This is a genomic window from Acutalibacter sp. 1XD8-36 (genome assembly GCF_009917525.1).
Taxonomy (GTDB): domain Bacteria; phylum Bacillota; class Clostridia; order Oscillospirales; family Acutalibacteraceae; genus Acutalibacter.
Genome location: NZ_QZDU01000002.1, coordinates 1 through 24814 on the forward strand (window position 1 = coordinate 1; position 24814 = coordinate 24814).

36 protein-coding genes and 3 pseudogenes are annotated in these 24814 nt (G+C 50.4%); 5 read left to right on the forward strand and 34 right to left on the reverse strand.

All coding sequences use genetic code 11. From position 1 onward, the window contains the following. From D5270_RS03400 to D5270_RS03515, 25 genes and pseudogenes are all read right to left on the reverse strand, one after another. Nucleotides 1-671, reverse strand: a pseudogene (locus tag D5270_RS03400) (hypothetical protein); the annotation flags it as partial. Next, complete coding sequence (locus D5270_RS03405) at nt 652-1395, reverse strand: hypothetical protein (RefSeq protein ID WP_166542776.1); 744 nt, start codon at nt 1393-1395, stop codon at nt 652-654. The pseudogene D5270_RS03400 and the gene D5270_RS03405, both read right to left, overlap by 20 nt. Before the next feature lie 93 nt (nt 1396-1488). Further along, on the reverse strand, nt 1489-1947 hold the full coding sequence (locus D5270_RS03410; RefSeq protein WP_166542777.1) for a single-stranded DNA-binding protein: 459 nt from the start codon (nt 1945-1947) through the stop codon (nt 1489-1491). 184 nt (nt 1948-2131) lie between these two features. Further along, entirely contained in the window at nt 2132-2596 is a 465-nt protein-coding gene (locus D5270_RS03415) for a hypothetical protein (protein WP_166542778.1), read from the reverse strand. Next, nucleotides 2593-3147: a hypothetical protein gene (locus D5270_RS03420; RefSeq protein ID WP_166542779.1), complete on the reverse strand. Its 555-nt coding sequence runs from the start codon at nt 3145-3147 to the stop codon at nt 2593-2595. The genes D5270_RS03415 and D5270_RS03420 overlap by 4 nt, the downstream gene beginning before the upstream one ends. Before the next feature lie 62 nt (nt 3148-3209). After that, on the reverse strand, nt 3210-3491 hold the full coding sequence (locus D5270_RS03425) for a hypothetical protein (protein WP_243150119.1): 282 nt from the start codon (nt 3489-3491) through the stop codon (nt 3210-3212). A gap of 9 nt (nt 3492-3500) precedes the next feature. Next, nucleotides 3501-3566, reverse strand: a pseudogene (locus tag D5270_RS17220) (zinc ribbon domain-containing protein); the annotation flags it as partial. A gap of 151 nt (nt 3567-3717) precedes the next feature. Beyond that, nucleotides 3718-4041, reverse strand: coding sequence for a type II toxin-antitoxin system RelE/ParE family toxin (locus D5270_RS03430; RefSeq protein WP_243150121.1), 324 nt, complete (start codon nt 4039-4041; stop codon nt 3718-3720). Further along, nucleotides 4004-4255, reverse strand: coding sequence for a hypothetical protein (locus tag D5270_RS03435; RefSeq protein ID WP_330587359.1), 252 nt, complete (start codon nt 4253-4255; stop codon nt 4004-4006). The genes D5270_RS03430 and D5270_RS03435 overlap by 38 nt, the downstream gene beginning before the upstream one ends. Before the next feature lie 221 nt (nt 4256-4476). Then, nucleotides 4477-5310 (reverse strand): PD-(D/E)XK nuclease family transposase, encoded by an 834-nt coding sequence (locus D5270_RS03440; RefSeq protein ID WP_166542781.1) that lies wholly within the window; start codon nt 5308-5310, stop codon nt 4477-4479. Nucleotides 5311-5385: 75 nt separating this feature from the next. Then, on the reverse strand, nt 5386-6072 hold the full coding sequence (locus D5270_RS03445) for a hypothetical protein (RefSeq protein WP_166542782.1): 687 nt from the start codon (nt 6070-6072) through the stop codon (nt 5386-5388). After that, the gene (locus D5270_RS03450) at nt 6062-6751 is read right to left on the reverse strand and encodes a YkgJ family cysteine cluster protein (RefSeq protein ID WP_166542783.1); all 690 of its coding nucleotides are present in this window, start codon (nt 6749-6751) and stop codon (nt 6062-6064) included. The genes D5270_RS03445 and D5270_RS03450 overlap by 11 nt, the downstream gene beginning before the upstream one ends. After that, a complete protein-coding gene (locus D5270_RS03455) occupies nt 6748-7458 on the reverse strand; it encodes a YkgJ family cysteine cluster protein (protein ID WP_166542784.1) in 711 nt (236 codons plus the stop codon). Before D5270_RS03455 ends, D5270_RS03450 begins: the two co-directional genes overlap by 4 nt. Further along, the gene (locus tag D5270_RS03460; protein ID WP_166542785.1) at nt 7455-8243 is read right to left on the reverse strand and encodes a hypothetical protein; all 789 of its coding nucleotides are present in this window, start codon (nt 8241-8243) and stop codon (nt 7455-7457) included. The genes D5270_RS03455 and D5270_RS03460 overlap by 4 nt, the downstream gene beginning before the upstream one ends. A gap of 98 nt (nt 8244-8341) precedes the next feature. Beyond that, the gene (locus D5270_RS03465) at nt 8342-8680 is read right to left on the reverse strand and encodes a hypothetical protein (RefSeq protein WP_166542786.1); all 339 of its coding nucleotides are present in this window, start codon (nt 8678-8680) and stop codon (nt 8342-8344) included. A 135-nt stretch (nt 8681-8815) separates the two neighbouring features. Beyond that, nucleotides 8816-10435: a PcfJ domain-containing protein gene (locus tag D5270_RS03470; protein WP_166542787.1), complete on the reverse strand. Its 1620-nt coding sequence runs from the start codon at nt 10433-10435 to the stop codon at nt 8816-8818. 297 nt (nt 10436-10732) lie between these two features. Beyond that, entirely contained in the window at nt 10733-11281 is a 549-nt protein-coding gene (locus tag D5270_RS03475; RefSeq protein ID WP_166542788.1) for a Cas9 inhibitor AcrIIA9 family protein, read from the reverse strand. Nucleotides 11282-11461: 180 nt separating this feature from the next. Next, nucleotides 11462-11698 (reverse strand): hypothetical protein, encoded by a 237-nt coding sequence (locus D5270_RS03480; protein ID WP_166542789.1) that lies wholly within the window; start codon nt 11696-11698, stop codon nt 11462-11464. 2 nt (nt 11699-11700) lie between these two features. Next, a complete protein-coding gene (locus tag D5270_RS03485; RefSeq protein WP_166542790.1) occupies nt 11701-11964 on the reverse strand; it encodes a hypothetical protein in 264 nt (87 codons plus the stop codon). Continuing rightward, complete coding sequence (locus D5270_RS03490; RefSeq protein WP_166542791.1) at nt 11961-12650, reverse strand: DUF2786 domain-containing protein; 690 nt, start codon at nt 12648-12650, stop codon at nt 11961-11963. Before D5270_RS03490 ends, D5270_RS03485 begins: the two co-directional genes overlap by 4 nt. A gap of 332 nt (nt 12651-12982) precedes the next feature. Beyond that, the gene (locus D5270_RS03495) at nt 12983-13381 is read right to left on the reverse strand and encodes a class B sortase (RefSeq protein WP_330587418.1); all 399 of its coding nucleotides are present in this window, start codon (nt 13379-13381) and stop codon (nt 12983-12985) included. Further along, on the reverse strand, nt 13285-14193 hold the full coding sequence (locus D5270_RS03500) for a tyrosine-type recombinase/integrase (protein ID WP_330587360.1): 909 nt from the start codon (nt 14191-14193) through the stop codon (nt 13285-13287). The genes D5270_RS03495 and D5270_RS03500 overlap by 97 nt, the downstream gene beginning before the upstream one ends. Nucleotides 14194-14242: 49 nt before the next feature. After that, nucleotides 14243-14422, reverse strand: coding sequence for a hypothetical protein (locus D5270_RS03505; protein WP_166542794.1), 180 nt, complete (start codon nt 14420-14422; stop codon nt 14243-14245). A gap of 476 nt (nt 14423-14898) precedes the next feature. Beyond that, nucleotides 14899-15339, reverse strand: coding sequence for a hypothetical protein (locus D5270_RS03510; RefSeq protein ID WP_166542795.1), 441 nt, complete (start codon nt 15337-15339; stop codon nt 14899-14901). A 16-nt stretch (nt 15340-15355) separates the two neighbouring features. Beyond that, on the reverse strand, nt 15356-15823 hold the full coding sequence (locus tag D5270_RS03515; protein ID WP_166542796.1) for an SLOG family protein: 468 nt from the start codon (nt 15821-15823) through the stop codon (nt 15356-15358). A gap of 128 nt (nt 15824-15951) precedes the next feature. On the opposite strand from D5270_RS03515, the gene D5270_RS03520 reads away from it, so the two are divergent. Then, the gene (locus D5270_RS03520; RefSeq protein ID WP_166542797.1) at nt 15952-16194 is read left to right on the forward strand and encodes a helix-turn-helix domain-containing protein; all 243 of its coding nucleotides are present in this window, start codon (nt 15952-15954) and stop codon (nt 16192-16194) included. Between the two features lie 20 nt (nt 16195-16214). On the opposite strand, the gene D5270_RS03525 is transcribed toward D5270_RS03520, so the two are convergent. The 6 genes and pseudogenes from D5270_RS03525 to D5270_RS03545 form a co-directional block, all read right to left on the reverse strand. Beyond that, nucleotides 16215-17186 carry a hypothetical protein gene (locus tag D5270_RS03525; RefSeq protein WP_166542798.1) on the reverse strand — a complete coding sequence of 324 codons (972 nt, stop codon included), beginning with the start codon at nt 17184-17186 and terminating at the stop codon, nt 16215-16217. 64 nt (nt 17187-17250) lie between these two features. Further along, the gene (locus tag D5270_RS16695) at nt 17251-17691 is read right to left on the reverse strand and encodes a sporulation initiation factor Spo0A C-terminal domain-containing protein (RefSeq protein WP_243150123.1); all 441 of its coding nucleotides are present in this window, start codon (nt 17689-17691) and stop codon (nt 17251-17253) included. Between the two features lie 72 nt (nt 17692-17763). Then, nucleotides 17764-17913, reverse strand: a pseudogene (locus D5270_RS17225) (helix-turn-helix domain-containing protein); the annotation flags it as partial. 161 nt (nt 17914-18074) lie between these two features. Continuing rightward, nucleotides 18075-18329 carry a hypothetical protein gene (locus tag D5270_RS03535; protein ID WP_166542800.1) on the reverse strand — a complete coding sequence of 85 codons (255 nt, stop codon included), beginning with the start codon at nt 18327-18329 and terminating at the stop codon, nt 18075-18077. Then, on the reverse strand, nt 18326-19411 hold the full coding sequence (locus tag D5270_RS03540) for a M56 family metallopeptidase (protein ID WP_166542801.1): 1086 nt from the start codon (nt 19409-19411) through the stop codon (nt 18326-18328). Before D5270_RS03540 ends, D5270_RS03535 begins: the two co-directional genes overlap by 4 nt. Continuing rightward, nucleotides 19408-19965 carry a hypothetical protein gene (locus D5270_RS03545; protein WP_166542802.1) on the reverse strand — a complete coding sequence of 186 codons (558 nt, stop codon included), beginning with the start codon at nt 19963-19965 and terminating at the stop codon, nt 19408-19410. Before D5270_RS03545 ends, D5270_RS03540 begins: the two co-directional genes overlap by 4 nt. A gap of 119 nt (nt 19966-20084) precedes the next feature. On the opposite strand from D5270_RS03545, the gene D5270_RS03550 reads away from it, so the two are divergent. Together D5270_RS03550 and D5270_RS03555 are read left to right on the forward strand one after the other, a co-directional pair. After that, nucleotides 20085-20402, forward strand: coding sequence for a helix-turn-helix domain-containing protein (locus D5270_RS03550; RefSeq protein ID WP_207709288.1), 318 nt, complete (start codon nt 20085-20087; stop codon nt 20400-20402). A gap of 121 nt (nt 20403-20523) precedes the next feature. Beyond that, on the forward strand, nt 20524-21081 hold the full coding sequence (locus D5270_RS03555; protein WP_166542803.1) for a helix-turn-helix domain-containing protein: 558 nt from the start codon (nt 20524-20526) through the stop codon (nt 21079-21081). Between the two features lie 5 nt (nt 21082-21086). Here the strand turns inward: D5270_RS03555 and D5270_RS03560 are convergent, their stop codons facing one another. Genes D5270_RS03560 through D5270_RS03570 form a run of 3 tightly spaced genes read right to left on the reverse strand, consistent with a single transcriptional unit; the run spans nt 21087 to nt 23163 of the window. Further along, nucleotides 21087-21338, reverse strand: a complete 252-nt coding sequence (locus D5270_RS03560; protein ID WP_166542804.1) for a hypothetical protein — start codon at nt 21336-21338, stop codon at nt 21087-21089. Further along, nucleotides 21322-21774 carry a YolD-like family protein gene (locus D5270_RS03565; protein WP_166542805.1) on the reverse strand — a complete coding sequence of 151 codons (453 nt, stop codon included), beginning with the start codon at nt 21772-21774 and terminating at the stop codon, nt 21322-21324. Before D5270_RS03565 ends, D5270_RS03560 begins: the two co-directional genes overlap by 17 nt. A 12-nt stretch (nt 21775-21786) precedes the next feature. After that, complete coding sequence (locus tag D5270_RS03570) at nt 21787-23163, reverse strand: Y-family DNA polymerase (RefSeq protein WP_166542806.1); 1377 nt, start codon at nt 23161-23163, stop codon at nt 21787-21789. 340 nt (nt 23164-23503) lie between these two features. Between D5270_RS03570 and D5270_RS03575 the strand changes: the two genes are divergently transcribed. Together D5270_RS03575 and D5270_RS03580 are read left to right on the forward strand one after the other, a co-directional pair. Further along, nucleotides 23504-24178, forward strand: a complete 675-nt coding sequence (locus D5270_RS03575) for an NYN domain-containing protein (protein WP_166542807.1) — start codon at nt 23504-23506, stop codon at nt 24176-24178. A 218-nt stretch (nt 24179-24396) separates the two neighbouring features. Continuing rightward, a complete protein-coding gene (locus D5270_RS03580) occupies nt 24397-24768 on the forward strand; it encodes a TnpV protein (RefSeq protein ID WP_166542808.1) in 372 nt (123 codons plus the stop codon). Nucleotides 24769-24814: the final 46 nt, after the last annotated feature.

The following is a 24814-nucleotide window of genomic DNA, read 5'->3' on the forward strand; positions in this document are numbered from 1 at the left end:
TCGGGAGTGAACTGGGCAACCTGGTGTATCGTGTCATAGGACAATCCGCAAAAACAATAAGCATTAAGAAACTGTGTCTGGGAAACCCGCATCAGGTTGCCGGACTTATCCAGGGCCACTTTGACATGAGCCTTGCAGGTCTCGTCCATGACCCGCCGGTAGACGTTGTCGCAGAGGATTGCCATGGTATTTGTGGCGGCATTGATATCGGGAAAACCCGCCGTGTACTGGTCGAAATACTCAGTGAATTCCTGTTCAAATTCCTCGTCCCGGTTAAGGAACGGGAACATAGCCATCATCACAGCAGCGCCATCGCGGCCCGAGTTTTTCAGTACATACAGCTCGCCGATCTCCGTGTTTTTGTCGTAGACTGTGGCTGAAATGGCCCCGGTGCTGCTGTCAAAAATTGCCAGGTGATAAGCGTCCGGGCCCATGGAGGACTTGTACTCCGCCACCGAGCGGTGGTCGATCACGCCCACAGCGCCCTCGCCGGAGCCGTTCATGCAGGCGCAAACGGCGTTCAGCGCCTTGATGACTGTAAAGCAAAGGGTCGCCTGTTTGCCGTCGCCGTACTTGGACGCCACAGAGATTTTCTTGTTGGTGACCGTATCGAAAGGCGGCGGCAGCGTAGCGCGGTTGAAACTGAATAGGTTATTCAGAGCGGCGCTCATTTTCATCAACTCCTGTTATTTTTATACCCTCGGCAAGTACCTGCGTTCTGAACCCGGCGCGGGCCAGCTCGGCGCAGATGTCCTGCCAGCTCTGGGCTACGGGCAGCTCAGTCTCCGGCACCAGCACATGGTCCAGACCATTTTGCCGGGCCTCCTCACGCTGTGCGCTCAAGTCCGCTGTGTGAGCATCCACCCACTGGAAGGCAAGAAGGGAGTAGTTGTCCGGCTCGGTTTCTTCCGGCGAAGGTTCGGTGGGCTGCTGGGTAGGGGCAACGGTAATGCCTTCGTACTTTAGGCCGGTAACCTGTAGGTTTTGGTACAGCACCTGTGCCCGGCGATAGCCTCCGGCCTGGTTCAGGAGGATGTATGCCTCGTGGCCCTCCAGAATAAGCTTTTGAGCTGTAGGGAACTCCCATACCCAGCGGGCATTAGGATAGTCCCGGGCTACTAGCTCGGTTATTCGACCGCATATCATGGAAAACGCCAGGTTTTCCATGTCGCGCTGGGTAGGGGTTGGTGCCGGGATGGGTTCTGCCGGTATGACCGGCACGAGTTTGGCGGTTTTTGCCTTCCTGGACTTTACCAGAGTGCGCGTGATGACTGCCAGGCCGTAGATGACAAGGAAAATCACCATGGGCCAGAACCGGCATACATAGCAGGCCATGATGGCAAGGCCCACGATTTTAAGTGAATCCAGTAGGGGGCTGCGTTTTGCTTCCTGCATGGCAGGCTCCTTTCCTCCGAACGCAAAAAGCGCACAACAAGCAAAATACTCGTTGTACGCTCTATTCACGCTCAGATTTCATTTTGTTTTACCTTAGTCGTCAAAGAAGGATGTGCCGCCGAACGCCTCATAACCGGTGAACTCGCCGGGGGCCTCAGTAGGCAATGGGGCTTTGTCCGGCTGGTGAACAGGGGCGGTATAGCTCTCGGATTCATCCTTGGACTTGCCGCCCGCATACTCAATGTCCTCAGCGATAACGTAGAGGTTCTTGTGTGTCTCACCATCTTTGTCCTTCCAGACATCCTCGTCCAGACGGCCACGGATATTGACGTAGACGCCTTCCTTGAGCTGCATCTTCTGGATGCGCTCCGCCATGTAATTGAAACCTTTGACGTTGATGTTGATCCAGCGCCGGTTGTCCTCGGCCTGGGGGTCATACACCTTTTTGCCTACACGGAACCAGACTGCCTTTCCGCTGTCCGACACCTTGATGGCCGGTTCATCCTGGAACCCTTTGGAGATTACTGCTCCTGTGATGAGAACTGCTAACATTTTCTGCCTTCTTTCTGGCGGAGTTACCGCCTATAATTCAGTTTTGGCGCTCTCAGGAAACAAAAAAAGTGCCGACCGCGCATTCGTGCTAAAGCACGCGCAAATCGACACTCTGTAACTCGGATACTATGTTTTCCTGTGGAAACCATGAAACTGTATCTATAATATATCACAGTTTCCAGGCTTAGTCAATCCTTTTCTTGGGAGGGGCAGCGAGCGCCAACGCCAGATAGCCGTATACTTTGAAGATGCCGTCTTCCTCATAGACCTGCGTATTGACTGCAAGATAGAGCGCCACCGTACTGCCAGTGGGAAAAGGCCTTCGGCCTGCTGAAATTTTGATGAGCCCTTGTTCCGTATCAATCAGCAGGAACTTGGGCTTTCTTCGCAGGCCTGATGTGCTGACTTCTTTTACGGCCCCGGTCAGGCGGATGTATTCCCCTTGCATACAGCGATAGAACAACAGCCCTCCGCTCCCCAAGAGATAGCCCGCCATCGCCAGACCGGGAATTGCCAGGCCGAGCGTGCCAGTTGCCGCCCATATAACCCCAAAGAGCGCCAACATTGCCAGACCAAGACCAATGCGCTGAATAATCTGCTTTTGCAAAGGAGCTGGCAGCTCCTTGAATTTTCCCCAGCCCGGATTCATAGCAGCACCAGTTTCTTTCTCTTCAGCAGTGATATCAGGTCAGCCACCACCCTGTCCCGACACTCCGCAGACTCCATCTGCTGCTCCAACAAATTGTCCGAGATATTGAACGGGTTGTAAATACTCTCTACCAGGGCCTGCCTGTTCCTGGCTCTCAGCAGCTTTCGGGTGGGCCGGATCTCCCGGCTACGCAGATAGATTAGCTCGGCAACAGTCATGCGCAGGCCAGCTTTCTTCAGCCAGCAGAGAAGTTCCCTTTCCCCGGCGCTCAGGCCCAAATTCAACCGTTGGGTGGGGCAGAGGACGCAACTGGTCAAGGCATAGTAGCGAAAAGTACCAGTGTTTTCCTGTTGGATTTCAGCAAGCCCGGCTCTGGAGAGGCTTGCAAGGGCCAGCTCCTCTGCCTTGGTGTGGGCTGACGCAAACGCATACCGCCCCTTGCGCCACAGCTCGGCCTGGAGGCCGGAAAGCTGGACGGTCTTGCCACAGCGGGTCACCTTGAGGGGCTTACGCAGGCTGCTCTTTGAAATGCCTTTGGATATGTAAATCATAAGTTTTTGGCTCCTTTTTTGGATTATGCAATATTACACAGGCGAGTAGTGCCGTTTGCAACTCACAAAACGTATAAAATTGCCACGCAGGCCCCAATCACCACCAACAAGCACAGCACCAGCGCAATCACCTTTTTGACTATTCCTTTGTCCAGCCCATCCCGGCGGTGGTCCTCGTCTATGGGGAGGCGGTCGTCGTAGTAGCCGTCGTAATCGTCCTCTGGGGGCGGCTCGGTCTTAGAACGCCTTGGGGGAGTGACCTTCTTCTTTTTGGCGTTTTTGCGAGATTTCTTTTCCTTGGCGGGCTTATCCGGCATCGTGGTGCCTGATGCGCTTTCCGGCATTGACTTCCCACATTCCGGGCAAAAAGATACGGCGCTGTCCGGGAGGGCAGCGCCGCAATAGGGGCAGTATTTCATTTTCAACAACCTTTCCACAGCAATGTTAAAAAGCCGACCCAGGGACTGGGCCAGCTTTCCACGCTAATAGTATAGCAGATTCTCATTTCCGTGTCATCGGCTTGACATAGGCAAAATATAGGCAAACGCAAAATTTTTTCGCGGAAAACACTCAGTTTTTCATGTATCGCTTGAGCTCGTCGTAAAAATTTTCTCGCGTCCCAGCCATGATGACGACGATGATCTTATTTTCCCGGTACTCCACTGTATAAGCAAGTTCATAATTTGCCTTGTTATAATAAATGTTATATCCATATACACCAGCGAGATCGCCGGTTTTCATTTGTCCCACCATGTGGTCATGGCGTATCTCGTCTATGTCCGCCTGGTACAGAGCCTTTAGCCGTTTATCCTTGAGCTTTTTGAAAAAACGGGTCGCCGGAGGCAGAAAGCGCACGTCAGCCGTCATGCCCCACCTCATCGAAAATTTCGTCATAGGAGGAATACTCCACTGTACCATCAGCCGCCTGCTCCGCCTCGGTCAGCATGGCCTCTACCGCCGGACGGATTTTCCTCTGGGTTTCACGGAACTTTTCTAGTAGTTCCTGCCCGCTATATCCCTGGGCGACTAAATCGGCCAGAATCTGTTCCGCGAACTCGCTGCCGGAATTTGTTTTGACAGGCCGAATAACCAACTCGTTTCCCCTCAACACGCACTCCGCCTCAGAGTCAAATCCCAGCGCCTGGAAAAACCTCTGTGGAATAGTGATCTGCCGTTTTGCCGATATACTGACTTTTTCATTTCCATTGGGTTTTCCTCCCTTGCAAAGATTCTTTGTTTCTTTGTTTAATAATAGTATATCCCATTCCCCGCTTGATGTTAACTAAGAAAAAGGCCGGAAACCCAAAGGTTCCCGGCCCAGTTCACTAACTATGCGTTTTCCGCAGTCTGAAGTTTTTCTACCTCGTCAAGGTTCAAACCGGCAAACTCGGCTATCTTCTCCAAAGAGAGATGCCCGTCAGCCAGCATACGTTTCGCGGTCTCAACTGCGTTTTCCTTGCGGCCCACTTTCATGCCCTCTTCCAAGCCCTCTTGAAGGGACTGCTCCCGCATTTCCTCCATCACTTTACACATAATGGCAACGCCCTCCTTGCTTTCTTTATAGAACCGTACCCGGTCAGCCAATGCGTTATAGTGCATCTCCGCCGGGTCTGTACAGGCGAAATCGTGCATGAGCAGGCCAATGGGAGAACTGCCCCGATAGGCGCCATTCACATAGATAATATGTGTGCCATCATCAAATGGCGTCCCCATGTCATGGTCGTACCGGCTGATGCGATGGAGCGGCAGTCCGCCGCCCAGCACATCGTTTTCCGTGATGAACACAACATAGGTCTCGGGTAAATCGTCGGTATCCTCGCCCTTTGGCAGCAGGTTCACGTCCATCATGGCGCTGTTGTACCGTGCCCTGCGCTTTCCCGCGCCATGATCCGCCCGCTGGATCTCCACGTTAATTTTTCGCCCCTCGCTGTCCGTCGCAAGTATGTCCAAACAAACGGAGCGATTCAGCAGGTTTTCCACGAACACCTGAGTGCGCACGTCCGTAACCTGCAAATCCGGCTTTTCCAGCACGATACGCAACACCAGCTCCACACAGGCTGTCTCGCCCTCGAAACACTTTGTCATAAAATCATCGTCCAACAGCCGGAATCCCCGCAATCGCTGCAAATCCTCCTGGTGCTGGCGTTCCTGTTTACCGGTCATAAAAACACCGCTTTCTATTTAATTTATTGTACCACATTTCAAAAGGCTTATCAAGTACCGCTTTCTGCCTGACGGTCAAAACATCGCCACCGCCCCATACCCCGGTTCAACAGAGTAAACCGGCTCGAGGACATTCTCTTTCGGCTGTGCCGGAATACGTTCCAGTTTGGGCGGCGTTTCCTTTTTTGACTCTGTCTGTCTTGCGTACCACGCCGACAGCCATGCCTCGTAGTGCGCTTTAGTTGTCAGCATAAGCCCGCTGAAATTCTCATAGGTTAAGCTGACTGAGACATGGTTCTCCGGGCTATTTCCAAAGCGCGGCACGATAAGCCCGGTCTTATTGGTCTCGCCGGGGCCGCTGCTGGCAGCAAACAGGAAATTGCCGTTCTTCCCGCAGACCAGTTCAGCCGTGCGGGACAGACTCATGCCGTCGGGCCGAGAACGGTTGATTTTTGCCAGCTTTTCAGCCGAGGTGCCGCCCAAGCACTTATAGAGGGGCTCCTTGTTTCCCTCTTTCACGCGCTGGTTCATCATGTACCGCAGCTCGCCGGAGCAGAGCTTTCGGCACAGCTCCAGGAACTCATCCACAGCCATATAGATGTGGACGGAATTTGTCTGCCGCTGCCCTTCCGGGCGCTTCATATCGTAGGTAGCAAAGCCGAAATGCACCTTGCCGAACTGGAAGGAGTCATTCAGGCTCTCCACGAAACAGGCGCGGGCGTCTTTGCGGATGATCTGGTGTTCGTTGCGGTCAGTGTCCATTTTGGCCCTCCCTTTTCTGCATCTCTTTCAGCGCCGCTATCAGCTTCTCTGTATTTCGCCGGTACTGCTCGACCAGCGGCCTGCCTAAGTCGAAGTCGGAGAACCTATACCAAAGGTACTGCACAATCGCGCGCTTTTGCTCCGAATCCGGGACATTCCGCATGAGCAAGGCAATCAACGGCGCGGAGTCCATATCGATACGCATAAACTCTCTGTCCTCCGGGGAGAAGAATTTCTTCATCCACCGCCCGGCCTGGACTTGACCACCCTTGAAGTGATGGCCCTGCTCCATACTCAGCAGGTACTTACAGCCGCCATCCTGCGTCGGCTCTGCCACAAAAGGGTAGAGCCGGCAGGCAGTGGGTTTGGCCTGCTGAATCGAGCAGCGGTTGCCGTCAAGGAAGATGCAGTCGTCATCAGGGCCGGTGCTCTTGAGCATATATACCGTGTAACCAGACTTGTCCAGGAGTACCGGTTCGGCATGTCGGGCAAAGATTTCGTCCAAAAAGGAGATATGTTCTCCATGGCCGCGAAGGTGCTTTGCCAAGCGGTATGCGTCCAGAGTATTCAGAGGAACACTCTCCCGCACATGCCGGCAGCAAGCCCCGCAGTGTTTGCAGTGGAAGTTGACCTGTTCGGAAGATGATACCGGTCTGGTGTTCGGCAGGTGAAAGCTCATTTGCCGCCCTCCTCTGCCAGCTCTGATATCAGCTTGTGAAGTTCACCCAGATGAGCGCTAAACTGTGGTTCAAAGGGCTTCTCTATGTCGTACATTAGGTAGAGGATTGACCCGGTGAGGCTCCATATGGGCCCCATATCTGCACCCAATTTCTTTTCCAACCTGCAAAAGCACATACTCAGCTCGAACAGGCACTTCTGCCACTTGATAAAAAACTCGTCCTCAGGCGAGAGGCCAAATTCACCCAGCCATTCCCGAACCGTATGAGTCTCGGAGTCGTCCCCACAGCCTGGTTCAGAAAAGAAGTACCGAATGTCCTTGACTGTTAGCGAATGGATATTTCCCTTCTCTCCGGCAATGCCCCGGCCAATAGGAAATAGTGCACAGACGGTAGGCTTGGTATTGTGGACAGAGCATTTCCTGTCCTTGAGCAGCGGGCAGCGTCTGATTTCGCCTCGGGGCTTCAGCCGTACCACTGGCAGGCGGGAATCGCTGCCGATGTAGGTCTCGCAGTAAGTGTTCATTACCTCGTGCGGGGTCATACCCAGCTCCTTTGCCAGGTTGTACATATCTCTGGGATTAAGGAGGATGTCCTCTCTTTTGATGCAGCACTTGCCGCACATGGTGCAATGAAACTTGAAGGGCTCATCCGGCTTAAGCTGGTTTTTCTCAAACTCGTTGAGAATGTACTTCATTCTTGCGTTCATTTTTGCCCTCCAAATTTTCCGCTATTTCGCAAATACGCTTCCATATCTGACATGGCATGCTGAAGGTCAGCGGAAAAAAGCTCCCAGTCTTTGGAGAGCTGCACAAGCTGCTGCGAGTGGATCAGGCTGGCGGCACTCAGCTCAAATACCAAGTTGGCGTTATCCAAGTAAAAGGTATAGGGCAAACTGAGTACGCCTTCCCTGACCAGCACCAGACACTCGCCCAGGCGGGAGCCGTCCCCTATGGGATAGAGCCAGCACAGGTCATTTCCGTAACGCTTTTTATAGTCCTCGCAGAACTCCATTAGGTCAGTGTGGGTACAGTCGTTTTCGATAAGGAAGTTAAGAAGCTCGTCCTCAGACTTCAATTCGTCAAAATGGACTTCCGCACCACCAATCGTCACAGGCCCTACTTTCCCCTTGTGGTTCGGGGAGACTCCTACCAGCCAAATGCCCTCCGGCGCTATGAATTTCCTTTCCCACGCGAAGTCCAGGCCGCTGCGGAACAGGTGCTCGCTCAGCTCCATACCAAATACATTTGTAACGGTTCCCCCTTCATCCGGAAGGGTGTCCTGCCAGTTTTCGGCAGGGAAACCGCTGAGGTACATGATTTGGCAGGCCTCGTGGAGAGGCAGAGCAGGCTGGTCGGCGCACCAATAAGTTTCGTCATCATATTGGATACGGCACTGTACTGGATGACCGAGATGCTTTTCGGTTTCGGCTGCAATGATATTTGCAACCTCGGGCCAGGACAGAAAGTAACAGATTTTTTCACACAAATTCATTGTCAATACCTCCATGGTAAGGTTTATAGTAGGTTGTGTCATCAAGATGGGACTGGTACGCGCCCACACAAACTTGCATGGGAATGTCCTTTTCGGGATTATATTCCGCAAAACAAATCAGCTCCGAACGCTCCCCCATATCCAGGAAAATCTGGATGCAAGGATAATCGCCATTCCCCTCTTGAGCGGGTCGCGGTATTCCAGCCTTCTTTGCCGTTCAACTGCTTGCGGCGCTCCCAGATTTCATCCTCACGTTTACCCCCAAACTCATAGTCAAGGATGGAGCGCAGATAGGGGTCAATTTCCACGCAGTCCACGTCCAACGGCTGATCGTAGTTGCGGCGCTGGGCATTTTGTGCGACGGCCTTTACCAAGTCCCCTTTGCCTGCGGATGGCTCCAATACCGTTCCCACATAATGCCAGTCAATCCCGGCCAACAGCCGGTCTGCCAGCGCCGGGGGGCGTGGGGTAGAAACCTTTAAGGATTTCCGGCATAATGGCTATGCTTTGTATGTTCATTTGAATGTCTCCTATATCACATAATAATTATAATTTTGCTGATGGTATAAATATCACCCCGCCGTTCTCTCTGCACTCCTCCACCGCATAGCAGCCCTGACAAATCCCTCAGTAAATGCTCTGACATCCTTGGGCACAGAGGTGTCGCTGAAACCGTAGAGCTGCCGGATTCTGCCCTCGTCCATGTCGATTTCCGTGGTATATAACGGCTTATCCGGTTGAGGGGTCTGGCGGATAAAAAACACCATCTGTCTGCCGAGAACGTGACGGTCATAATAGCTGGCGCTGCCCACGCAATGGTTCAGGCTTATGCCCTCGTTGATGAAGTCATCCCGGGTCTGGGGGTACACAACCTGGTATTTTTCGTTTGCGTACTCCTGTGCCCACCAGTACAGTCCGTCCTGGATGGCAAGGGGCAGCAGGGAGTTTTCCTTTTCTCGCTTTTGCTCCGCAAGCTGGGCCGCCATCAGGTCATGCTGGGCTTTCAGGTCACGGGGCTCCAGAATGGCCTTTTTCTTCATGTTGCACCCTAGCCTCTTGGCCATGTCCAGGTAATCCCGATATAGCCCAAGTAAATTCGCAAAGGTCTTCTTGCTTTTCTTTTGGCTCTGCAAAAACCGCAGTACCCGTCCCAAACTGTTATACTCCATAATACTTCGCATGGTATTCAAGCTGTTATAATCCAAATTAAGTGCGCATAGCTGCCGGAACACCTCGAAGGGCACCCATTTCTTGGATGCAGCAAGCAGCTTTATCTCACTTTCCATTGCCTGGGTTTCCCTTAAAAGGGGGAGATACTGCTTGCTGATGCCGGTCAGCTCAGAAAAGCCTATAATACCCGGTTTCTGCGATGATAAATTCGCCGCCAGGACAGGGAGGCCTAGCTTGAACAGGTACTCTGCCTGTGGGATATTTCTCAGATTCTGCAAAAGGCCATAGAACCAGATTGGCCTGCAAAGGCCCTGCAATCCGGCCCGCAAGTCAACATGACAGTATCGTTCACCAAAGATTTCCGGCAAGTTTTCCGTGTAAACATAGGTGGCAGAGAAACACTCTGAACCGTTCCGAAGCCTGTTCCAGCCGCTACAGTAGTACGGATATTGTCTCCACCAGTAGGCGTAAGTTTTCTGCCTGCCACTTTTTTCCACAGTGATGTTGAGAAAAAAGTCGGTGTAGTCATACTCCGGTCTCATTTGGAGGGGAGAGATTGCTCGCCGTACTTTTGTATATCGCAGGAGCACTTGCCCGTCCACCAGATAGGGAATACAGATTTTTGCTTTGCTGATGAAAGGCTTCTCGGCCCATTCACTCCGGAATCTGACAGGTACGCCGCACTTAGGACAAATGCCCTCGCTACCTGGTTTCACAGAGCGGTCGAGGAGGAAACGCCCTCCACAGTGCATACATCGTCCCCAACGTCTGCCTTTTTCCAGCTTGGACAGATAAATGATTGACTTGTGGAACACATGATTCTCGCAAAACTCGTCCAAATTGGAAGGGTAGGCTGGGAACATATCCAGATGCCGCTCCATGAGCTGGTATTTTGCCTCCAGAGCCTTTTCCTTTTTCTTCCTGTGCCAGCGCGCGATAAACTTGGCCACGCACTCTTCGACCTGCTCCTGAATGTCCCACAAGAGGGGGGTGATTCCCAAAACATGAGAAATGCTCTCCATGGAAGTGGGTTTTACCCTGACCGGTTGGCAACGGATGTTCTCTGCGATAAATGGCTCTCTTTTCGTCCAATCTTGGACATCTGACTGCGCCCTCCAGGTGATGAAGTTATTACCATCGGAGAAAAAGCGGAAAATTAGCTGCCGATTCTCATACACATCGACTGCAAGGATGTCCCCACACTTGGGTAGCTGATGGACTGCGGCCCCTGCCGTAAGAGGAATCCTTTTTGTCGGAGCAGGAGCGGGGGAAAGGGGAAGATTCTGCAACTCTTTTTTGATAAGCACAGTGTCACCCCCTCAGAACAGCGAAAGCTGGATAATTTCCGGCTGTGCGGCCTCTTTCTTTTTGGGCGGCACAACCGTTACCTGGGGCTTCGTCTGGGGTTTTGGAGCCGGTTTTGCCTTTGGCGCAGGCTTTTCAGGAAGTTTTGACATCTCCTCCTCGCTAGGAGCAGCGCCGTTTATCTCAATGTTCATCAGGAACCTGACGTCCGCATTAGGATAATAGGCTCGCACTATGCCCCTGTACACGTCGAAGTCGGAGATGTGGTTGCCAACGCCTTTCATCACCTCGGCACAGCAGTCGGAGAGCGTTCGCTTGGTCTTGTAAACCACCTCGGCAAACTCCGGCGACTCCTCGCAGAAATGGGTGACCTGCGCTGCGACATGGGAGGAAACGCACTTTTCTTTCTGGCCGCCATAAAAGTTTTTCAACTCCTCTGCGATTTTTTCCACGGCCATGGGCCGGAGGGTTTCTTTTGAGCCTGCTGGCTCACTTTCGGGCTGGTAGTCTTGGATGGGGATGATATTGCTCTCCGTTTCAACGCATTCAACTTCTGGACTCATTTTGACGCCTCCTGTTTTTTGATTTTCAGTTTCCCTCTTATCGCCAGTTTCTCCCAGCACAGCCACTGGCCACAGGAATCATGGTACTTGGGCCGATACATCCCCTCCTTCTTGCCTTCGCGGCGCTGGGTGATGGTGTCGCAAGGGATAGATATAGTCGATGTAGGGCTTTTTTGTCGCTCAGTGCCTATCCTCCTCTTTGAGTTTCATACACAGCTTTACCTCGCAATCGACATGAAGTACCTCTGGGCTTTCCTGCCCAGTGTGTTTGGCCCACCAATCATTTCTGAGGGCGTTGCACCAGCGGATTCCAGCTCCGTTTCCTCCACGGCCAGCATTGAACCGCAGGCCACAGATATCGCACTCCACAAAGTAATAGCCTGCCCTCGAATAATTCATCCTGTGTTGTTCATTCAAGGTTACTTCGCCTCCTCCGCCAAATTTCTCATAGGCCGCAAAACGGTGTCCACCTTGCGGAACGCCTCAACGAGTTTGCCCTCTGCGAAGTCTGCGCTGGCCGCTGTGGTGTAGCCTGCGTAGGCTACCTGTGTGGTGCCTCCTGGCCCATAGAAAAAACGTATATCCAGCATATCGCAGAACATATAGCTGTTCTTCATGTGGAATTGCTGCCCTACCTGCTTGCAGACTACGGCAGTAGGCTCCGCCTGTCGCTCTGGTCTCATACTGCTACCCCTTCTCCAAGCCTGTGAGCCGGGGCGAATTCTTTGCCCTCCTCGTATCCCTGCGCATAGGTGTGGGGGTCAATGGTGTCCAATGTCCGTGCCTTGAAATCTTTTTTTCCGAGACTCTGTGCGGCCTCCTGCACCTCTTTCGGCATTAGCAATATAAGTCCCCACTCGCCGTGTTTCTCCTTGTTCTGCCGTTCAAGGGCTGTCCGAATGCCACTTACAAAGCCGTAGCCATAGCTGTCACGCTGTTGCCTGATGTACCAAGGATAGTACCCTGCCAGCTCATTCTCAATTGCCTTTATCCCTACCCTGATACAGTCCACTGCGTACTTGAAAATCGCCACGCAAATTTCCACATCGTCCTCAAAGCCGATAAAGCCGATGGTCTGCGTCTGGCGGCCCTTTGTGTGATTTCTGTACTCTTTGCAGCAGTAGCTCTCGCCAATGATAGCAGAAAGGCCGGAGATCCACGGGTCGCGCCGCTTGCTAAAGGTGACGTCGGTAAGCATTTTCCTTACAGCCTGCTTTTCCGCCTCCCCCAACTCCGCCTCCGTGAGCTTGTGCTTTGCCATCAGCTCACGGGCTTTAAGGAGCGCCGCCCGTGCCTCGTTCTCGTTCGGGCTTTCTGCTAGCGCGAGAAGATACCGGATTTTCCCCTTGATGTCTGTCGGTTTAGCCATATTGCACTGCCTCCTCTGTGATTTTTGGGCTGTGCGCCCAATAATATATGAAAAAGGCAAGCAAAGAAAATTTCTCTGCTTGCCTTTTTGCCTGGATTGGCTTAGGAAATCTATTGTGCCGAATTTTCAGCTGAAACGCAAAAAGCGCCTGACAGTATTACTTCATATCGTGAAGTAATATACCCATCAGACGCTCTGTAACTCGGAAACTGTGTTTGATTGAGCACACTTGCTCGTAATCAATACTTGATACTGTGAAAATAGTATATCATACCCACAAGGATTTTTCAAGCCCTATATCTCAAATTCAAATACCCACAGGAGGATTCTGGCTAGTCTGAAACGAGCCTGCCATGCACCACAAACCTTGCGTTATGGAACTCATAGCTGCAAGTGGAGAGGGTAACGATTCTGTCCGCTGCTGTTGGAACGACCATGCTTTCAAACAATGTTTTTTCCTTTACAGCTTTCAGCCAGTCCCCAAATTCTTCATCCGAGGTAAAGTCCAGCCGCCAGGCGTCCCCATCCACGGTGGACACATACCCCGCGAAGAACTCCACGACGTAGCTGCCATCTGGCGTAATGAGCTGGGCAGTGGGGTGCTCCTCGCAGAATGATGAATCCTTGTAGTATATCAAGTTCTGGAACATACTCCCATTATCCATATGGTGTCCATAAAGGATGCTATTCCTGTCGGAAAAGTCCGAGCTGTCACGGCTGTCAAGGAAAATGCACCCGGAACTGTTCCACTCGCCGTTGAACAGGTGGTGGAGATAATAGTCGTTGTCGCCACCTCATGGATGGAGTAGCCGTTCTCCAGAGCGTTGGAACAGAAAAAATGGCGCAAAGATTTTGGGGTTATCACATCCGAGTATTGATTGAAAATCTGGTTGATTCTGGATGCCGTCAGCTTTCCGCTCTGCCTGCTGACGAAGAAAAAGGGGCTGTCGGAGTTGCGTTCCTTCAGATACTCCCGCAGGGCATGAACAATTTTGTCATTGATGTAGACCAGCCGTTGTTTGTCGCCCTTGCCGATGACGCGGATCTCCCTGGCCCTCAGGTCAACATGCTCCACTTTGAGAGCGGCGCACTCACTCCGCCGGATTCCAGAGTAGGCAAAGAGGGTCACAATGGCGTAGTCCCTCTTGCTGCCGCTCTCCAACAAACGCTGGCGAAAAGTCTCCACATCTTTCTTCGAGACAGTGCTGGGGCTGGCGTACTGCAGCTGGATTTTCATGAAGTCGTTTTTGAGCACAACGGCCTCGGTCTGCCGGCCAATCTCTATGAGCCATTCATTGTAGCTGCGCAGGGAGGATAAGTGATGGTTCACCGTTTTGGATGTGTAGCCCCTGATGTTCCGCATGTAAGAGATATACTCCAACACGTTTGCACGGTAAAGCAGTGCAGGTTGTTCACAAAAGGTCTCTTGGCACCATTTGAGGTAGAGAGATACATCCCGGTAATAGGCCGTGATGGTGCTATGAGATTTCCCCCGCGCCTGCAGATAGCTTAAAAACTCATTTAACATAATAATCGCCTCCATTCTTCATTACACAAGAATTGGGGCGATTTTACAACTGCTATTTTGAAATTTATTTTCCCAGCAGCCGCGCATACTCATCCCGCTCACTCACTGGTATTTTCAGCGTTTCCACTGCCTGATCGAAGGAGAGCGAAAGCGGTTCCATAAGGTCCTTTATGGACTGAATGCGGTTTTCCTTAATACCCTCTTTAATGCCCTCCTTAAATACCCTCTCTCCGTCCCCTCTCAAAAACACCCTTGCTCAGATTGCACATGCCAGACACCTCCTGTTCAAAGCTCCGCGATATGGGTATGGAAAATTCGTCCTCCAACACGTTCTTTTTGTCTCGGGCTGGATATTGGCCGCCAGCAGCACGTCCCGGAACTCCTCCAGGCACTCCTTCATAATGCGGGCCGGAATAGCTTTCTCAGAGAGCAGGTGCTTGCAGGCCACTTCGTACTGAGCCCTGATATCCGCCGAGTCAATCCCCGGCCCACAGTCGTGTTCCCTTGCATGCCCGTCATCTCTTTTATAGTATCATAACACAAAATCGGAGTTTTTCAAGGGCTTCCATGGGCGGGGCCTTTCTGGATTTAATTGTGTTTAACTCGTTTCCATATGATTTTCTACTTGTTTTGTTTAACTGAGAGGTAGAGTCGTGATTAAAGACATCGTCCAGTTCAACACAATTTGTATTGTGATAAACTCAGCCATATCACAAGTCCTCACTTCCTCGTTGGATATAAGGGGATGATTCTCCCCCTTGCCATTATAGCACAATCCTTAGTTTCGCGGTTGTCCTTTCTTTGCGCGTATTCCAGTATGATTTCATCCAATTTGGCAAGCTGCTCTTCCTTTTCATACTTATTCATCCCACGCAGACTTCCTCCAAAGCACTCGTCCATAGCTGCCGGATTGGAATCCTTTCTCCAGATTTTTGCCCATTCATCTGCTGAATCTGTTGTGCCTATATATAGCGCTTCCCCATCCCTTCTATCGTAAGCCAATACCTGGCCTTTGGATTCCATAAGGCGCAGTGTCAGCCTGCCTAAAGCTGGGAAATGCAGAATTTTCTTTTCAATCAAGTCGCCCAAGGTGAATGGAGTTTGCTCCCTCCAATAGTCCTTTAGTATTTTCCGCTGGGTGAATGTAAGGAAACGTTTCATGCAGTATCCCCCTTTCTTAGGCCATGTTGATAATGGCAAGCCCATGGGTTCGCGCATAGTTGACTGTGTATGCTGTCCCGCCTCTGAACTGGGTCTGATAACAGACGCATACAGAGCTGCAGTCTACAAGGTGGCGGTTCCGCTTGTGCATACAGCCAGTGGCGTAGATCTCGCTGGTGTAAACGGTCTCGTCGGCTCTTTGCCGGATTTTTTCGTATTTATCAACGTCTTTCGCTTTCCAGCCCCTCGTTTGATCTTTACAAGGCAGAACCAGGATTAGCCGCAGTTCTGAGTAGGTATCGCGCAGGCGCAGCACGGTTTCGGCCGCAAGGGTATCGAAACCAAGAGCACCCCCGGCGCAGTAACGAATAATGCCGTTATTATACAGCTTTACTATGGTCTGTTCCAACTTTTCTTCTATCACAGCATAATCTTTTTCTGGTATCTGCCTGTGGCCCGTGAAGCAACTAGTCCGCTCCCGCATTTTTTATTCTCCTCCTTGTATGGGATATATCTTTCATATTATAGCACACTTTTTGCTTTTGGGATATATCCCACGCGATTTATCCCAAATTTGCGTAAAATAGTAAGCAAGGAGAGGAGGGTGGAGAAATGAACGCAAAAGATGCGGTTGCGAGAAGAATTCAATATCTATGCTTAGAGCGGGATATTGCTGTAAATGCTCTCGCAAATCAAAGCGGTATCCCTCCATCCACCATCTACAGTATGCTAAACAAAAAAAGTCAGAATCCTGGCATTGTGTCCATTCAGAAGATTTGTGACGGTCTGGGAATCAGTGTGCGGGAATTTTTTGATAATCCGCTCTTTGATGATTTGGAGCAGGAAATCAAGTAGTGTGTATACTGTCACAAATGTCAGGACATTTCCTCCTGCCCTTTCAACTCAAAAATAAACTCTAATGAAAAATCATGCAGCAGTGTAACATTGCTTAGTTTAAGGAAGTTAATCGGTACGCCAAACCTCTTGAACTGGCGATCCTTTTTCAATTTTTGGATAACAAGCCGGTAAATCTCGGGCTTGTACTTCTTCACTTCATTTTGCAGAGCTTCCCATGAGCCGTACTGGTATGTGGGAAGGCCCACAGTCAGGCGAATACGGTCAAAGGTAGATTCATTTTTGTTTTCTGGAAAACGCTCATAAACAGGAGGCGAGATATACTGCACCAACCGCTCAACAGGGGATGGCTCCCGCCGGACGTGGTGTACCAACTCTGTCGCCATGAAAATTCTGACGCACTCTGTTAAGGTTGTGCCAACTTCAAACCGGGAAACAGCCTTGCGCCAGAGATTATTATTAAAACAGGTTTCTCCTTTAATCGTGAATATACTGAATTTCATCCGTTTTTCATCTGGAAACAGCTTTGAGCCCTTATCAAGCGAGAAAACTTCATTTTCATTGAAATAGTAGGTATTTCCTTTATGTTGAGCGACCGGTGTATTGAGCACGCCCTGTTCAATCAAAAAATCTCTTGTTATAGCAGCTAATTCTTCGTCTGAAATGCTTTGTATGTATTCGTCCATTTCTGGAAGGAGGTACTTTTCTACATTTTGATCCAATTTCCCAAAGGTCGGGAATTTGCTGACCGCTCGCCCCCAAATTCCCTTTTCTATAAATGAGGGAGTCCATAAGGGTTCATCTGACGGTTTATTGTACCCCTTCAACATCACATACATGTCGTTTTCTCCGTGGCCAGTTACTTGGTACAAATAACAGCCTTTGCTGAAAATGGATTTGCCTGCAATACCCTCTGCTACTAGCTTTCTAGTAATTGTTTTCGATAGTATGCTCTGGGAACAGCCTTTCCCTGTTGCTTTATTGATAATCATAAGCGCGGCCCCCGAAGATCTGTATGGGTATTACTCATCTTATTCATGGGTATCTTGATTGTTTCTAGCATTTCTGTCTGGTCAGGTAATCCGCCAAAGCATAGATAAATTCCACCGGCATAGGCTTTTCTACAACCTCATGTTTTACTATGCGGCTGTAGACCGTCGGGTTCTCAGTAAACCTCCAAATATTGCTGACCATACGTGTCAGCTCCCGGCCTACCACTGCAGGATCGGCTTTTTTGTTAGCTGAAACCCGTTCACATATTTCAAGCGTAGTCAAGCGTTCCGGCAAATCAATCACAGCCTCACGGATGGCGTTCACCAAAAATGGATAACCCTTGTAGGTTTTCTTGATGCTGAATTGTTTCAGCGCACCCTCTATGCTGTTTGTAATCTTGTCGGGGGCCTTGGTTGGGAAGTTTGTTTTCAGCCTATGGGCTGCAATCATCTGCTTTTCTTCTTCACTCAGATCACCAACTTTTTGGGGGTCCACAGTAGGCATATGGCGGACTCTTTGCCGGGTCGTTCTGAGATCAGTGAATTCCTCTGGATGCAGGAATGATTCCGGGGGTATTTGAAAAATCGCGCTTAGAGCTACTAAAGTTTGGACATCTGGACATGTTTTGCCTATTTCATAGTTAGTATAAGTGGCTCTGTGTATGTGCAATGCGGCAGCTATGTCATCTTGGGAAAAACCGCAAGTTGTCCGAACTACTCGCAGCATCTTTTTCAACTCTATCAAATATGTTCCGGTATTCTTAAATCGCGAACGGATTAACGTCAACTTTGTTCACCTCTTCTTTGTATAAAATAGGGCGGAAGTGGTCCCCTCTTTATTTGGTCGCACTTCCGCCTCTTCGTTTACTTATTGCCGCTTAGGAGCAATCACACCTGCGTTCCTATGGTAATCCAGTAGGGGTCAACCCAATAACCACGGGTTTCGTTCCACCGGCGTTTCTGGAATTTTCCTTCATAGGCCCGGTACTTGGTAACGATTACATCCGCATGGGGCTGGATGTCCTCCACACTGTTTTGCGCTGCAAGCGGAGACGTTTCAGCCGCCTGTGCTGTATTCCCCAGCGCGGCAACTGCAATCATCGCAGAAAAAAGGAATGCAGCAAGTTTTTTTGTTCTTTTCATTGTAAGGTGCCTCCTTCTTTATTTTGAACGGGGAATAGTTCCCGGTCCATCGCTGCTATTTCAGATGCAGAGATAATGTATTCTTCGTCTTCTGTATGGATTGTGTAGCTACCATCATAGTTCAGCGTGACAATAGCTTCCTCCACTGCGTAAGTTTGATACTCCTGTTCTTCCGGCTGGTAGGCGGGCTGTAAAAGAAATAGATAGCTGACTCCTAATAGGAACAATGCTATTATAATCATCACAAGGATATTGGACATTCTATTTTTACCTTTTCTATATAGTATAAGGTAAAAGCGGCTTTTTAGGGACGCCGACGCGAACTGGCGGGTCGGGCTGGGATACCGGCTGGCAAATTCCAGCAGAGTCCGGCAATAATACCGTTTGGCGCTGGGGCTGGCCGATTGCAGGGCCTCTGTGTCGCACCGATGGTCGCACAGCCTGACAGCTACCGCACGGCAAATCAGAACACTGGGGTTCCACCAAAATAGTACACAGAGAAGACACAAGGCGAAATCCAGCAGGCCATCATGGTGCCTGACATGGGCATATTCATGCCGGAGGATATAATCAAGCTGCTTATGGGTGTAGCTGGTATCAGGCAGTAAAATTGTCTCTCGCCAAAATCCAATAACGCAAGGCGTGAAAACCCTTGGGGTGAAAGCCACCCGCAAGCCAGATATGCCGTACTTCTGACAAAACCGCTGTATTCGGTTATCGTCTGTAGTAGGAATGTTTCTCGCCGCCCAAAGCCGGAAAGCATATCTCGGAAGCCACAGGGCCAGCCCCATCACGGTTCCGGCCAGCCAGACTTCAAAGAACCAGGGTTCCGGTGTGGGCGAACCGGCAGCTCTATCTATCAGTCTATGCAGGCGGTTCAATGTGGCTGCGCCGACTTCCTTGGTGACCTGCAGCTCTACTGGCAGGCAGCAGCGGGCTAGCGCCGCGGCAGTGAGCACCACCAGCGGGGTCACCCCAAACCGGCAGAGAAACCATCTGCTTCGGCTCAGAACGGACAGGCCCAGGGCCATCAGCCCGCCCCACAGAATACTGTTGAATATGGAATGGATGGTCACGGTCATTTTTTCTTGGAATCCTCGATTAGCTGTTCTAGTTTGTCTCTTTGTCTCTTGCTGATCTTCCTGGTCAGGCATACGGAAGATACCAGAGAGCGTTTTTGAAATAGTTTCCGTAAACTCTGTTTATGCCAGCGTCTTTCTTTCTGCGCTTTTGAGAGTGCATACATCTCAGGATGCTCAATGGTCTGTTTCAGCCAACGGAAATTGCGGTTTTGCTCAAACGGCGGCACGTCTTCCATCTCACTTAGGATGTCTTCCGCTGCTGTCTGATATGAACACGAACGCCCGGATTGAATTATATCCAACACAAGCCGCTGTAATTCGACAAAATTTCCAGACACGGGCATCCTCCGCAGAGAATCTACAGAAATGCCAAGTGTATCACAGATTTTATGCACTGCTTCGATTGGGATGGATTCTTCCTCCATCGCCTGTGCCACAAGTTCTTCTGGCACACCGCACTGTTTCGCGAAAACTTCTGCTGTTAAGCTGCTTTCATACAGGCGCTTTTGGATTTGATAAGCCAGTTCCATGCCCATCGTTTCTGCCGCTGTCATCTAATATCACCCACTTTGCCCCGAATTGGGTTTTTTTATAACAAAATATCTCAAAACAAGTTTGATTGTGCGAGTATTTATCTGTACAATTAGAGCAAATAGTTATGGTGGTGATTTTGATGCTGGAAAACTTAAAACGGCTGCGGATAGAGCGGAATATGACCCAGATGGACTTGGCTCTTGACTTAGGCATACCACAGTCAACATACCAGCAATATGAGTCTGGGACCCATGAGGCTGGCTATGATACCCTGATTCAGATGGCGGATTATTTTGCCGTTTCCATAGATTTTCTGCTGGGACGTACAAACATCCGTGTTCCGGTCAGTGAGGATAACCTCAAAGTCGCTATGCGTATCCAGCAACTGGGCAATCCGGAGTTCAGCCGGGCAGCGCTCACATTGCTGGAACAAATAGAGAAAATGCGTGAGGTATAAGATTCCGTGTATACTATAGCACATATTTCGTAAACTTTCAATAGATAAGTACAAAATTTGTAATTTGAAGGTTACCCCAAAATCCGTTATACTGCAAATAAGAACAATAGGGGGGACGAACTTGACGAATCTGGAAATGCTCCGGGAAAGCCGGAAGTGGAGCAGAAAACGGTTGGCAGAAATACTGGGAAACGATATGACAGTAAGAAAGCTCTATTCCTATGAACGTGAGGGAGTCAGCCCTGATATGAACACACTGATTTTGCTGGCAGATACCTTTGGCGTTTCGGTGGATTTTCTCCTGGGCCGTTCTTTCCAGGATTCTGCCATCCCTTGCCAAAGGTCCAGGGGTTTCGATGCCTCCCGGTTTGGAGAGCGGGTCCGCCAGTTCCGAGAGGCCCACGGCGTCAGCAGGAAGTTTGTGGCACAGGAGGCAGGTATTTCAACAGCATATCTGACTGCCGTTGAAAGCGGGATTAGAGTTCCCAAGCTCCTAACAGCGGTAAAAATTCTGAATGCTTTGGGGGCATCCTCCGACTTCGCTCTGATGGACAATCTTGATGCTGCCGTCCCTCAAAAGGCCAACTTACTGCAGAGCAAAATTGCCGCGCTGCCCCCAGAAAAACAGCGGTTTATACTGAATCTTCTGGAATCCATGATTGAGGCCATACAGGAGTAATCCGGCTAGGTTTTCATTTCCACAAACCATTTCCCGCCATCTTCATATAGGAAAGTCTCTTTGCCTTTCACCACCACCGTGTAGCGGCTAGTTGTTGGGAACTCAGAGAGGATTGCCACTTTCATCACTTTCTTCACTTTGTCTACGGGGAAGGTCTGCCCGCCGCAGAGGGTTATCTTCTGCGGTTCTATGCTGCCGTCAATTTTGTGGTCCACATTCACCTCCACATACTGCTTGCGTCTAGTCTGACCCATCATAGGGGTTCACCTCCACTTCACCGGCACATTCTGGAATATCATCCCCCTCCAATCCGATGATGTCCGAACAGGGGATATAGGCAGCGGAGAGGACAATAGCCTTTTCCTGCAAATCGATTGCCTCTACCGTACCGGTTTCGGTGATATAAGTCCCTACCTCTGTGTCACCTATCATCTTCTCCATACGGAAATAGGTGATGGAAACCTTTGCCCCAGGCTGCACCATATGCAGCTTGCGGTCCAGCAGCTCCTGGGCGTCGTCCAAAAGACTGGCCCTGACAGTGAGCTGCCGCTCCACCTGCTTGGCGAGCAGGGCTAAATCAAATCCCCGCAGTGCGTCAAAACTGCTGAAGAGTTTGGCCCGGTTGCCCAAGTCCATTTTCGGGTGGGAGGAGGGGGGTCTCTCCATATTGATGATGTCCGTGTAGTCGTTCATTCTGTTCGCCTCCTATGCACGATGCCCGCCAATCTGGCGGCTGCGTTCCAGGGCTGTGGCCCCTTCCATAAGGCTGTACCCCTTAAAAACCGCGCCTTTCCCATACCGCTTTTCCAGACCCAGGGTTGCCTGCACCAGGGCTATCTCTTTCTTTTCGCTGCTCAAGTCAAGGAAGAATCCTAACTGCGGCGCAACCTCCGAGGCTTTGGAGAGCCGGATGGCGCTCACCCCCAGGTGCTTGGAGCACAGGCGTTTATCCATGAGCCGCTCAAACAGCTCCATGCTTGCGCTTAGAATCCGGCTGGGACAGGCGGTGGGCGCTCCCAGCTTGATGGTGCCGTGGACGGGTTGCGGCGCAGTCTTGCCATAGTGATTGATAACTGTGGGGCCGGAGTAGGCTCCGTCAGCGGTTTCGTGCCAATCGTAGCTGATAAACATGGTCAGCCCATCGGCTATCATGCCGCTGTCCACCAGCCGTTTCACAAGCTGCTCTGTCATCTCCCGGATAACAATCCGGGTTTTTTCATAGTCATAGCCGCATCTGAGCACTTGGCCCTCATTAAAAGATTTTGTTGCCGGTTGGTAGTTCTTTATGTGCTCCATCCGCGTCGGTTCAAGGCCCCAAGCATGGTCCACAAGCATCTCTGCATCCACACCGAACTCCCGAAAAAACACATCCTCGTTGGTCAGGCTTAACCGGGCGATGTCGCCCATTGTATGGATGCCCCACTTTGCCAACCGTTTGGAAATGCCCCCGCCAACCATCCAGAAGTCAGTCAACGGCTCATGTGCCCACAGCTTTTCCCGATAACTGTGTTCGTTCAGTTCGGCAATGCGGACTCCGTCTTTGTCGGCGGGGATATGCTTGGCAACGATGTCCATGGCGACCTTCGCCAGATACAGGTTGGTGCCAATGCCAGCCGTGGCGGTAATCCCTATGTTCTTTAGGATGTCCCGCACCATGGTCATGGCTAGTTGGTGAGCGGTCATGTTGTAGTAGGAGAGGTAGGGGGTTGCGTCGATGAACACCTCGTCCACCGAATACACATGAATGTCAGTTGGGGACACATACTTGAGATAGATGCCGTAAATCTCGGCGGACACGTCTAAATAGCGCTGCATCCGGGGCGTGGCAATGATGAAGTCAATCTCCTTGCCGGTCAGATTCTTGATCTCCCGCAGGCGCTGCTTGACTTCAAACAGCCTGGCCCGGCCAGAGATTTTGTAGGCTTTTAGGGAGGGGGACACAGCCAGACAGATCGTCCCATCCCCCCGGACCTCGTCTGCCACCACCAGATTTGTGGTCAGCGGGTCCAGGCCACGGTCTACACATTCTACGGAGCTGTAGTAGCTTTTAAGGTCACAGGCAATATACTGCTGCATTTTCATCACCTCTTTTTGCCGAACGTATTTTCTTGCTATAATCATCTTAGCAGAACGCACGTTCCTTTTCAAGGGGTAATTTCTGGAAATTTGCCGGAAGCTGATTTGGTCAAATGAAAAAGAAACGTCCGGAAGCTGATTTTTATAAAAAAATATAGTGTTTGAACAAAATAGCCGCAGTACCGTATGGGATTCGCCGCAAGTCCTCACTTAACCTTTACAGAAGTCGAAAAAATGTGTATAATGGGGAAAGGGGGGATGGTCATGTTTTGGCGCAGGGGTAAAAATCGGGCTGCGGTCTTTGTGGATTACGAATACTGGTACGTCTCCATGAAGGAGCTCTACCGTGCCGGACTTGAAGGGATGGAGTGAGCAGCTCCGGGAACGGTATCAGGTAGACAGCCTCCGATTTTTTGGCAACTTCCTTAATCGGAATCTGGCGGAGGAGGTAGTACGCATCCGGGAAGTCAGCAATGACATCATCGAAACGGACTGTAATAACGGCAGCGCTTATATGAAGGATATGTCAGATGTCATCATCCTGGACGCGCTCTACCGCACTGCGGTTCAGAAACATTCACCCCAGACCTTTGTGCTGTTTACTGGTGATGGACATTTCCAGCCAGTGGTACGGTATCTGGTCCAGGACCTTGGCAAGCGCGTAGAGCTCTATGGCATACGGACTACGATTAGCCGTGCGCTGCGGGACACGGCCAGCGAAACCTTTGAGATACCGGAGCAGGACTCCAATCTGCTGGCATGTTTTCGATACATTGCAGCGGATTTCAACCGTATCGCCTTGAATCATGATAAGCCATTTGCAACCTTTCAGAGCCTTGTGTCAAGAGTTTCCCGGAAAAATAATGTGCCCAAGGAACGGGTGGAGATGGCGCTGGCTGAGATGATGAATCAAGGGCTCATTACGAAAAAGCGGTATCGGGTTTCCTATGACAAACCCATGATAAATGTGCTGATTCCTGAGTGGGAGGAGCTGATTGCGGCGGGGCTACATCAGCCCTAAATGCTACAACCGCATAAAGGATGAATCAGCATTACACCCTATGTGCGGGCATAACCAAAGAGGGACTTAATTGGGGATGTGCGTAAAAAAGAAAAAAGCGCCGGAAAGGGACACTTCACATAAGGAAGTGTCCCTTGCGGCGTTTATAAGTATTTGCAATGACGGTTGGATATGATGAATTTGTAGGAAAATAAATATATTAATGGAGGACAACTACAATGAAATCATTGTTCGAACAATTCGGCGGTACATACCATAATGAAAGTGATTATTTAATTCCAAATCTTACACTTCCTAAGAGCGAAGAAAATGATATTGGTATTTATGGACAACAGCATTTGAGATACTTACAAGAGTACCTCAAACTGACTTATATTAATTTGCTTACAAACGGTGTTCTCAATGAATATCTGTCTGAGATTGATAATCAAGCCTGCGAAAGATTTTCTCGGATTGTGGAACAAATGAAACAAGAGCAAGAAATCACCGAACAATTAAAAGAAGATAATCCCATTGAGTGGACAAGGAAGATGAATTGCATTAGACAACAAGTAGAAGAAATTGTTTTAAATGAAGTGACTTATAACTAGTTTGAGGAGCGGTATTGGCAAAAGCTGATACCGCTATCCTTTTCAA

What these genes read in the sequence shown, in the direction of transcription:
- D5270_RS03405 (WP_166542776.1), bottom strand. Translation starts at nt 1,395, where the DNA reads ATGCAGGAAGCAAAACGCAGCCCCCTACTGGATTCACTTAAAATCGTG.
- D5270_RS03410 (WP_166542777.1), bottom strand. Translation starts at nt 1,947, where the DNA reads ATGTTAGCAGTTCTCATCACAGGAGCAGTAATCTCCAAAGGGTTCCAG.
- D5270_RS03415 (WP_166542778.1), bottom strand. Translation starts at nt 2,596, where the DNA reads ATGAATCCGGGCTGGGGAAAATTCAAGGAGCTGCCAGCTCCTTTGCAA.
- D5270_RS03420 (WP_166542779.1), bottom strand. Translation starts at nt 3,147, where the DNA reads ATGATTTACATATCCAAAGGCATTTCAAAGAGCAGCCTGCGTAAGCCC.
- D5270_RS03425 (WP_243150119.1), bottom strand. Translation starts at nt 3,491, where the DNA reads ATGCCGGAAAGCGCATCAGGCACCACGATGCCGGATAAGCCCGCCAAG.
- D5270_RS03430 (WP_243150121.1), bottom strand. Translation starts at nt 4,041, where the DNA reads ATGACGAAATTTTCGATGAGGTGGGGCATGACGGCTGACGTGCGCTTT.
- D5270_RS03440 (WP_166542781.1), bottom strand. Translation starts at nt 5,310, where the DNA reads ATGACCGGTAAACAGGAACGCCAGCACCAGGAGGATTTGCAGCGATTG.
- D5270_RS03445 (WP_166542782.1), bottom strand. Translation starts at nt 6,072, where the DNA reads ATGGACACTGACCGCAACGAACACCAGATCATCCGCAAAGACGCCCGC.
- D5270_RS03450 (WP_166542783.1), bottom strand. Translation starts at nt 6,751, where the DNA reads ATGAGCTTTCACCTGCCGAACACCAGACCGGTATCATCTTCCGAACAG.
- D5270_RS03455 (WP_166542784.1), bottom strand. Translation starts at nt 7,458, where the DNA reads ATGAACGCAAGAATGAAGTACATTCTCAACGAGTTTGAGAAAAACCAG.
- D5270_RS03460 (WP_166542785.1), bottom strand. Translation starts at nt 8,243, where the DNA reads ATGAATTTGTGTGAAAAAATCTGTTACTTTCTGTCCTGGCCCGAGGTT.
- D5270_RS03470 (WP_166542787.1), bottom strand. Translation starts at nt 10,435, where the DNA reads ATGGAGAGCATTTCTCATGTTTTGGGAATCACCCCCCTCTTGTGGGAC.
- D5270_RS03475 (WP_166542788.1), bottom strand. Translation starts at nt 11,281, where the DNA reads ATGAGTCCAGAAGTTGAATGCGTTGAAACGGAGAGCAATATCATCCCC.
- D5270_RS03485 (WP_166542790.1), bottom strand. Translation starts at nt 11,964, where the DNA reads ATGAGACCAGAGCGACAGGCGGAGCCTACTGCCGTAGTCTGCAAGCAG.
- D5270_RS03490 (WP_166542791.1), bottom strand. Translation starts at nt 12,650, where the DNA reads ATGGCTAAACCGACAGACATCAAGGGGAAAATCCGGTATCTTCTCGCG.
- D5270_RS03500 (WP_330587360.1), bottom strand. Translation starts at nt 14,193, where the DNA reads ATGGAGGCGATTATTATGTTAAATGAGTTTTTAAGCTATCTGCAGGCG.
- D5270_RS03510 (WP_166542795.1), bottom strand. Translation starts at nt 15,339, where the DNA reads ATGAAACGTTTCCTTACATTCACCCAGCGGAAAATACTAAAGGACTAT.
- D5270_RS03515 (WP_166542796.1), bottom strand. Translation starts at nt 15,823, where the DNA reads ATGCGGGAGCGGACTAGTTGCTTCACGGGCCACAGGCAGATACCAGAA.
- D5270_RS03520 (WP_166542797.1), top strand. Translation starts at nt 15,952, where the DNA reads ATGAACGCAAAAGATGCGGTTGCGAGAAGAATTCAATATCTATGCTTA.
- D5270_RS03525 (WP_166542798.1), bottom strand. Translation starts at nt 17,186, where the DNA reads ATGATTATCAATAAAGCAACAGGGAAAGGCTGTTCCCAGAGCATACTA.
- D5270_RS16695 (WP_243150123.1), bottom strand. Translation starts at nt 17,691, where the DNA reads ATGCCTACTGTGGACCCCCAAAAAGTTGGTGATCTGAGTGAAGAAGAA.
- D5270_RS03535 (WP_166542800.1), bottom strand. Translation starts at nt 18,329, where the DNA reads ATGAAAAGAACAAAAAAACTTGCTGCATTCCTTTTTTCTGCGATGATT.
- D5270_RS03540 (WP_166542801.1), bottom strand. Translation starts at nt 19,411, where the DNA reads ATGACCGTGACCATCCATTCCATATTCAACAGTATTCTGTGGGGCGGG.
- D5270_RS03545 (WP_166542802.1), bottom strand. Translation starts at nt 19,965, where the DNA reads ATGACAGCGGCAGAAACGATGGGCATGGAACTGGCTTATCAAATCCAA.
- D5270_RS03550 (WP_207709288.1), top strand. Translation starts at nt 20,085, where the DNA reads ATGCTGGAAAACTTAAAACGGCTGCGGATAGAGCGGAATATGACCCAG.
- D5270_RS03560 (WP_166542804.1), bottom strand. Translation starts at nt 21,338, where the DNA reads ATGATGGGTCAGACTAGACGCAAGCAGTATGTGGAGGTGAATGTGGAC.
- D5270_RS03565 (WP_166542805.1), bottom strand. Translation starts at nt 21,774, where the DNA reads ATGAACGACTACACGGACATCATCAATATGGAGAGACCCCCCTCCTCC.
- D5270_RS03570 (WP_166542806.1), bottom strand. Translation starts at nt 23,163, where the DNA reads ATGAAAATGCAGCAGTATATTGCCTGTGACCTTAAAAGCTACTACAGC.
- D5270_RS03580 (WP_166542808.1), top strand. Translation starts at nt 24,397, where the DNA reads ATGAAATCATTGTTCGAACAATTCGGCGGTACATACCATAATGAAAGT.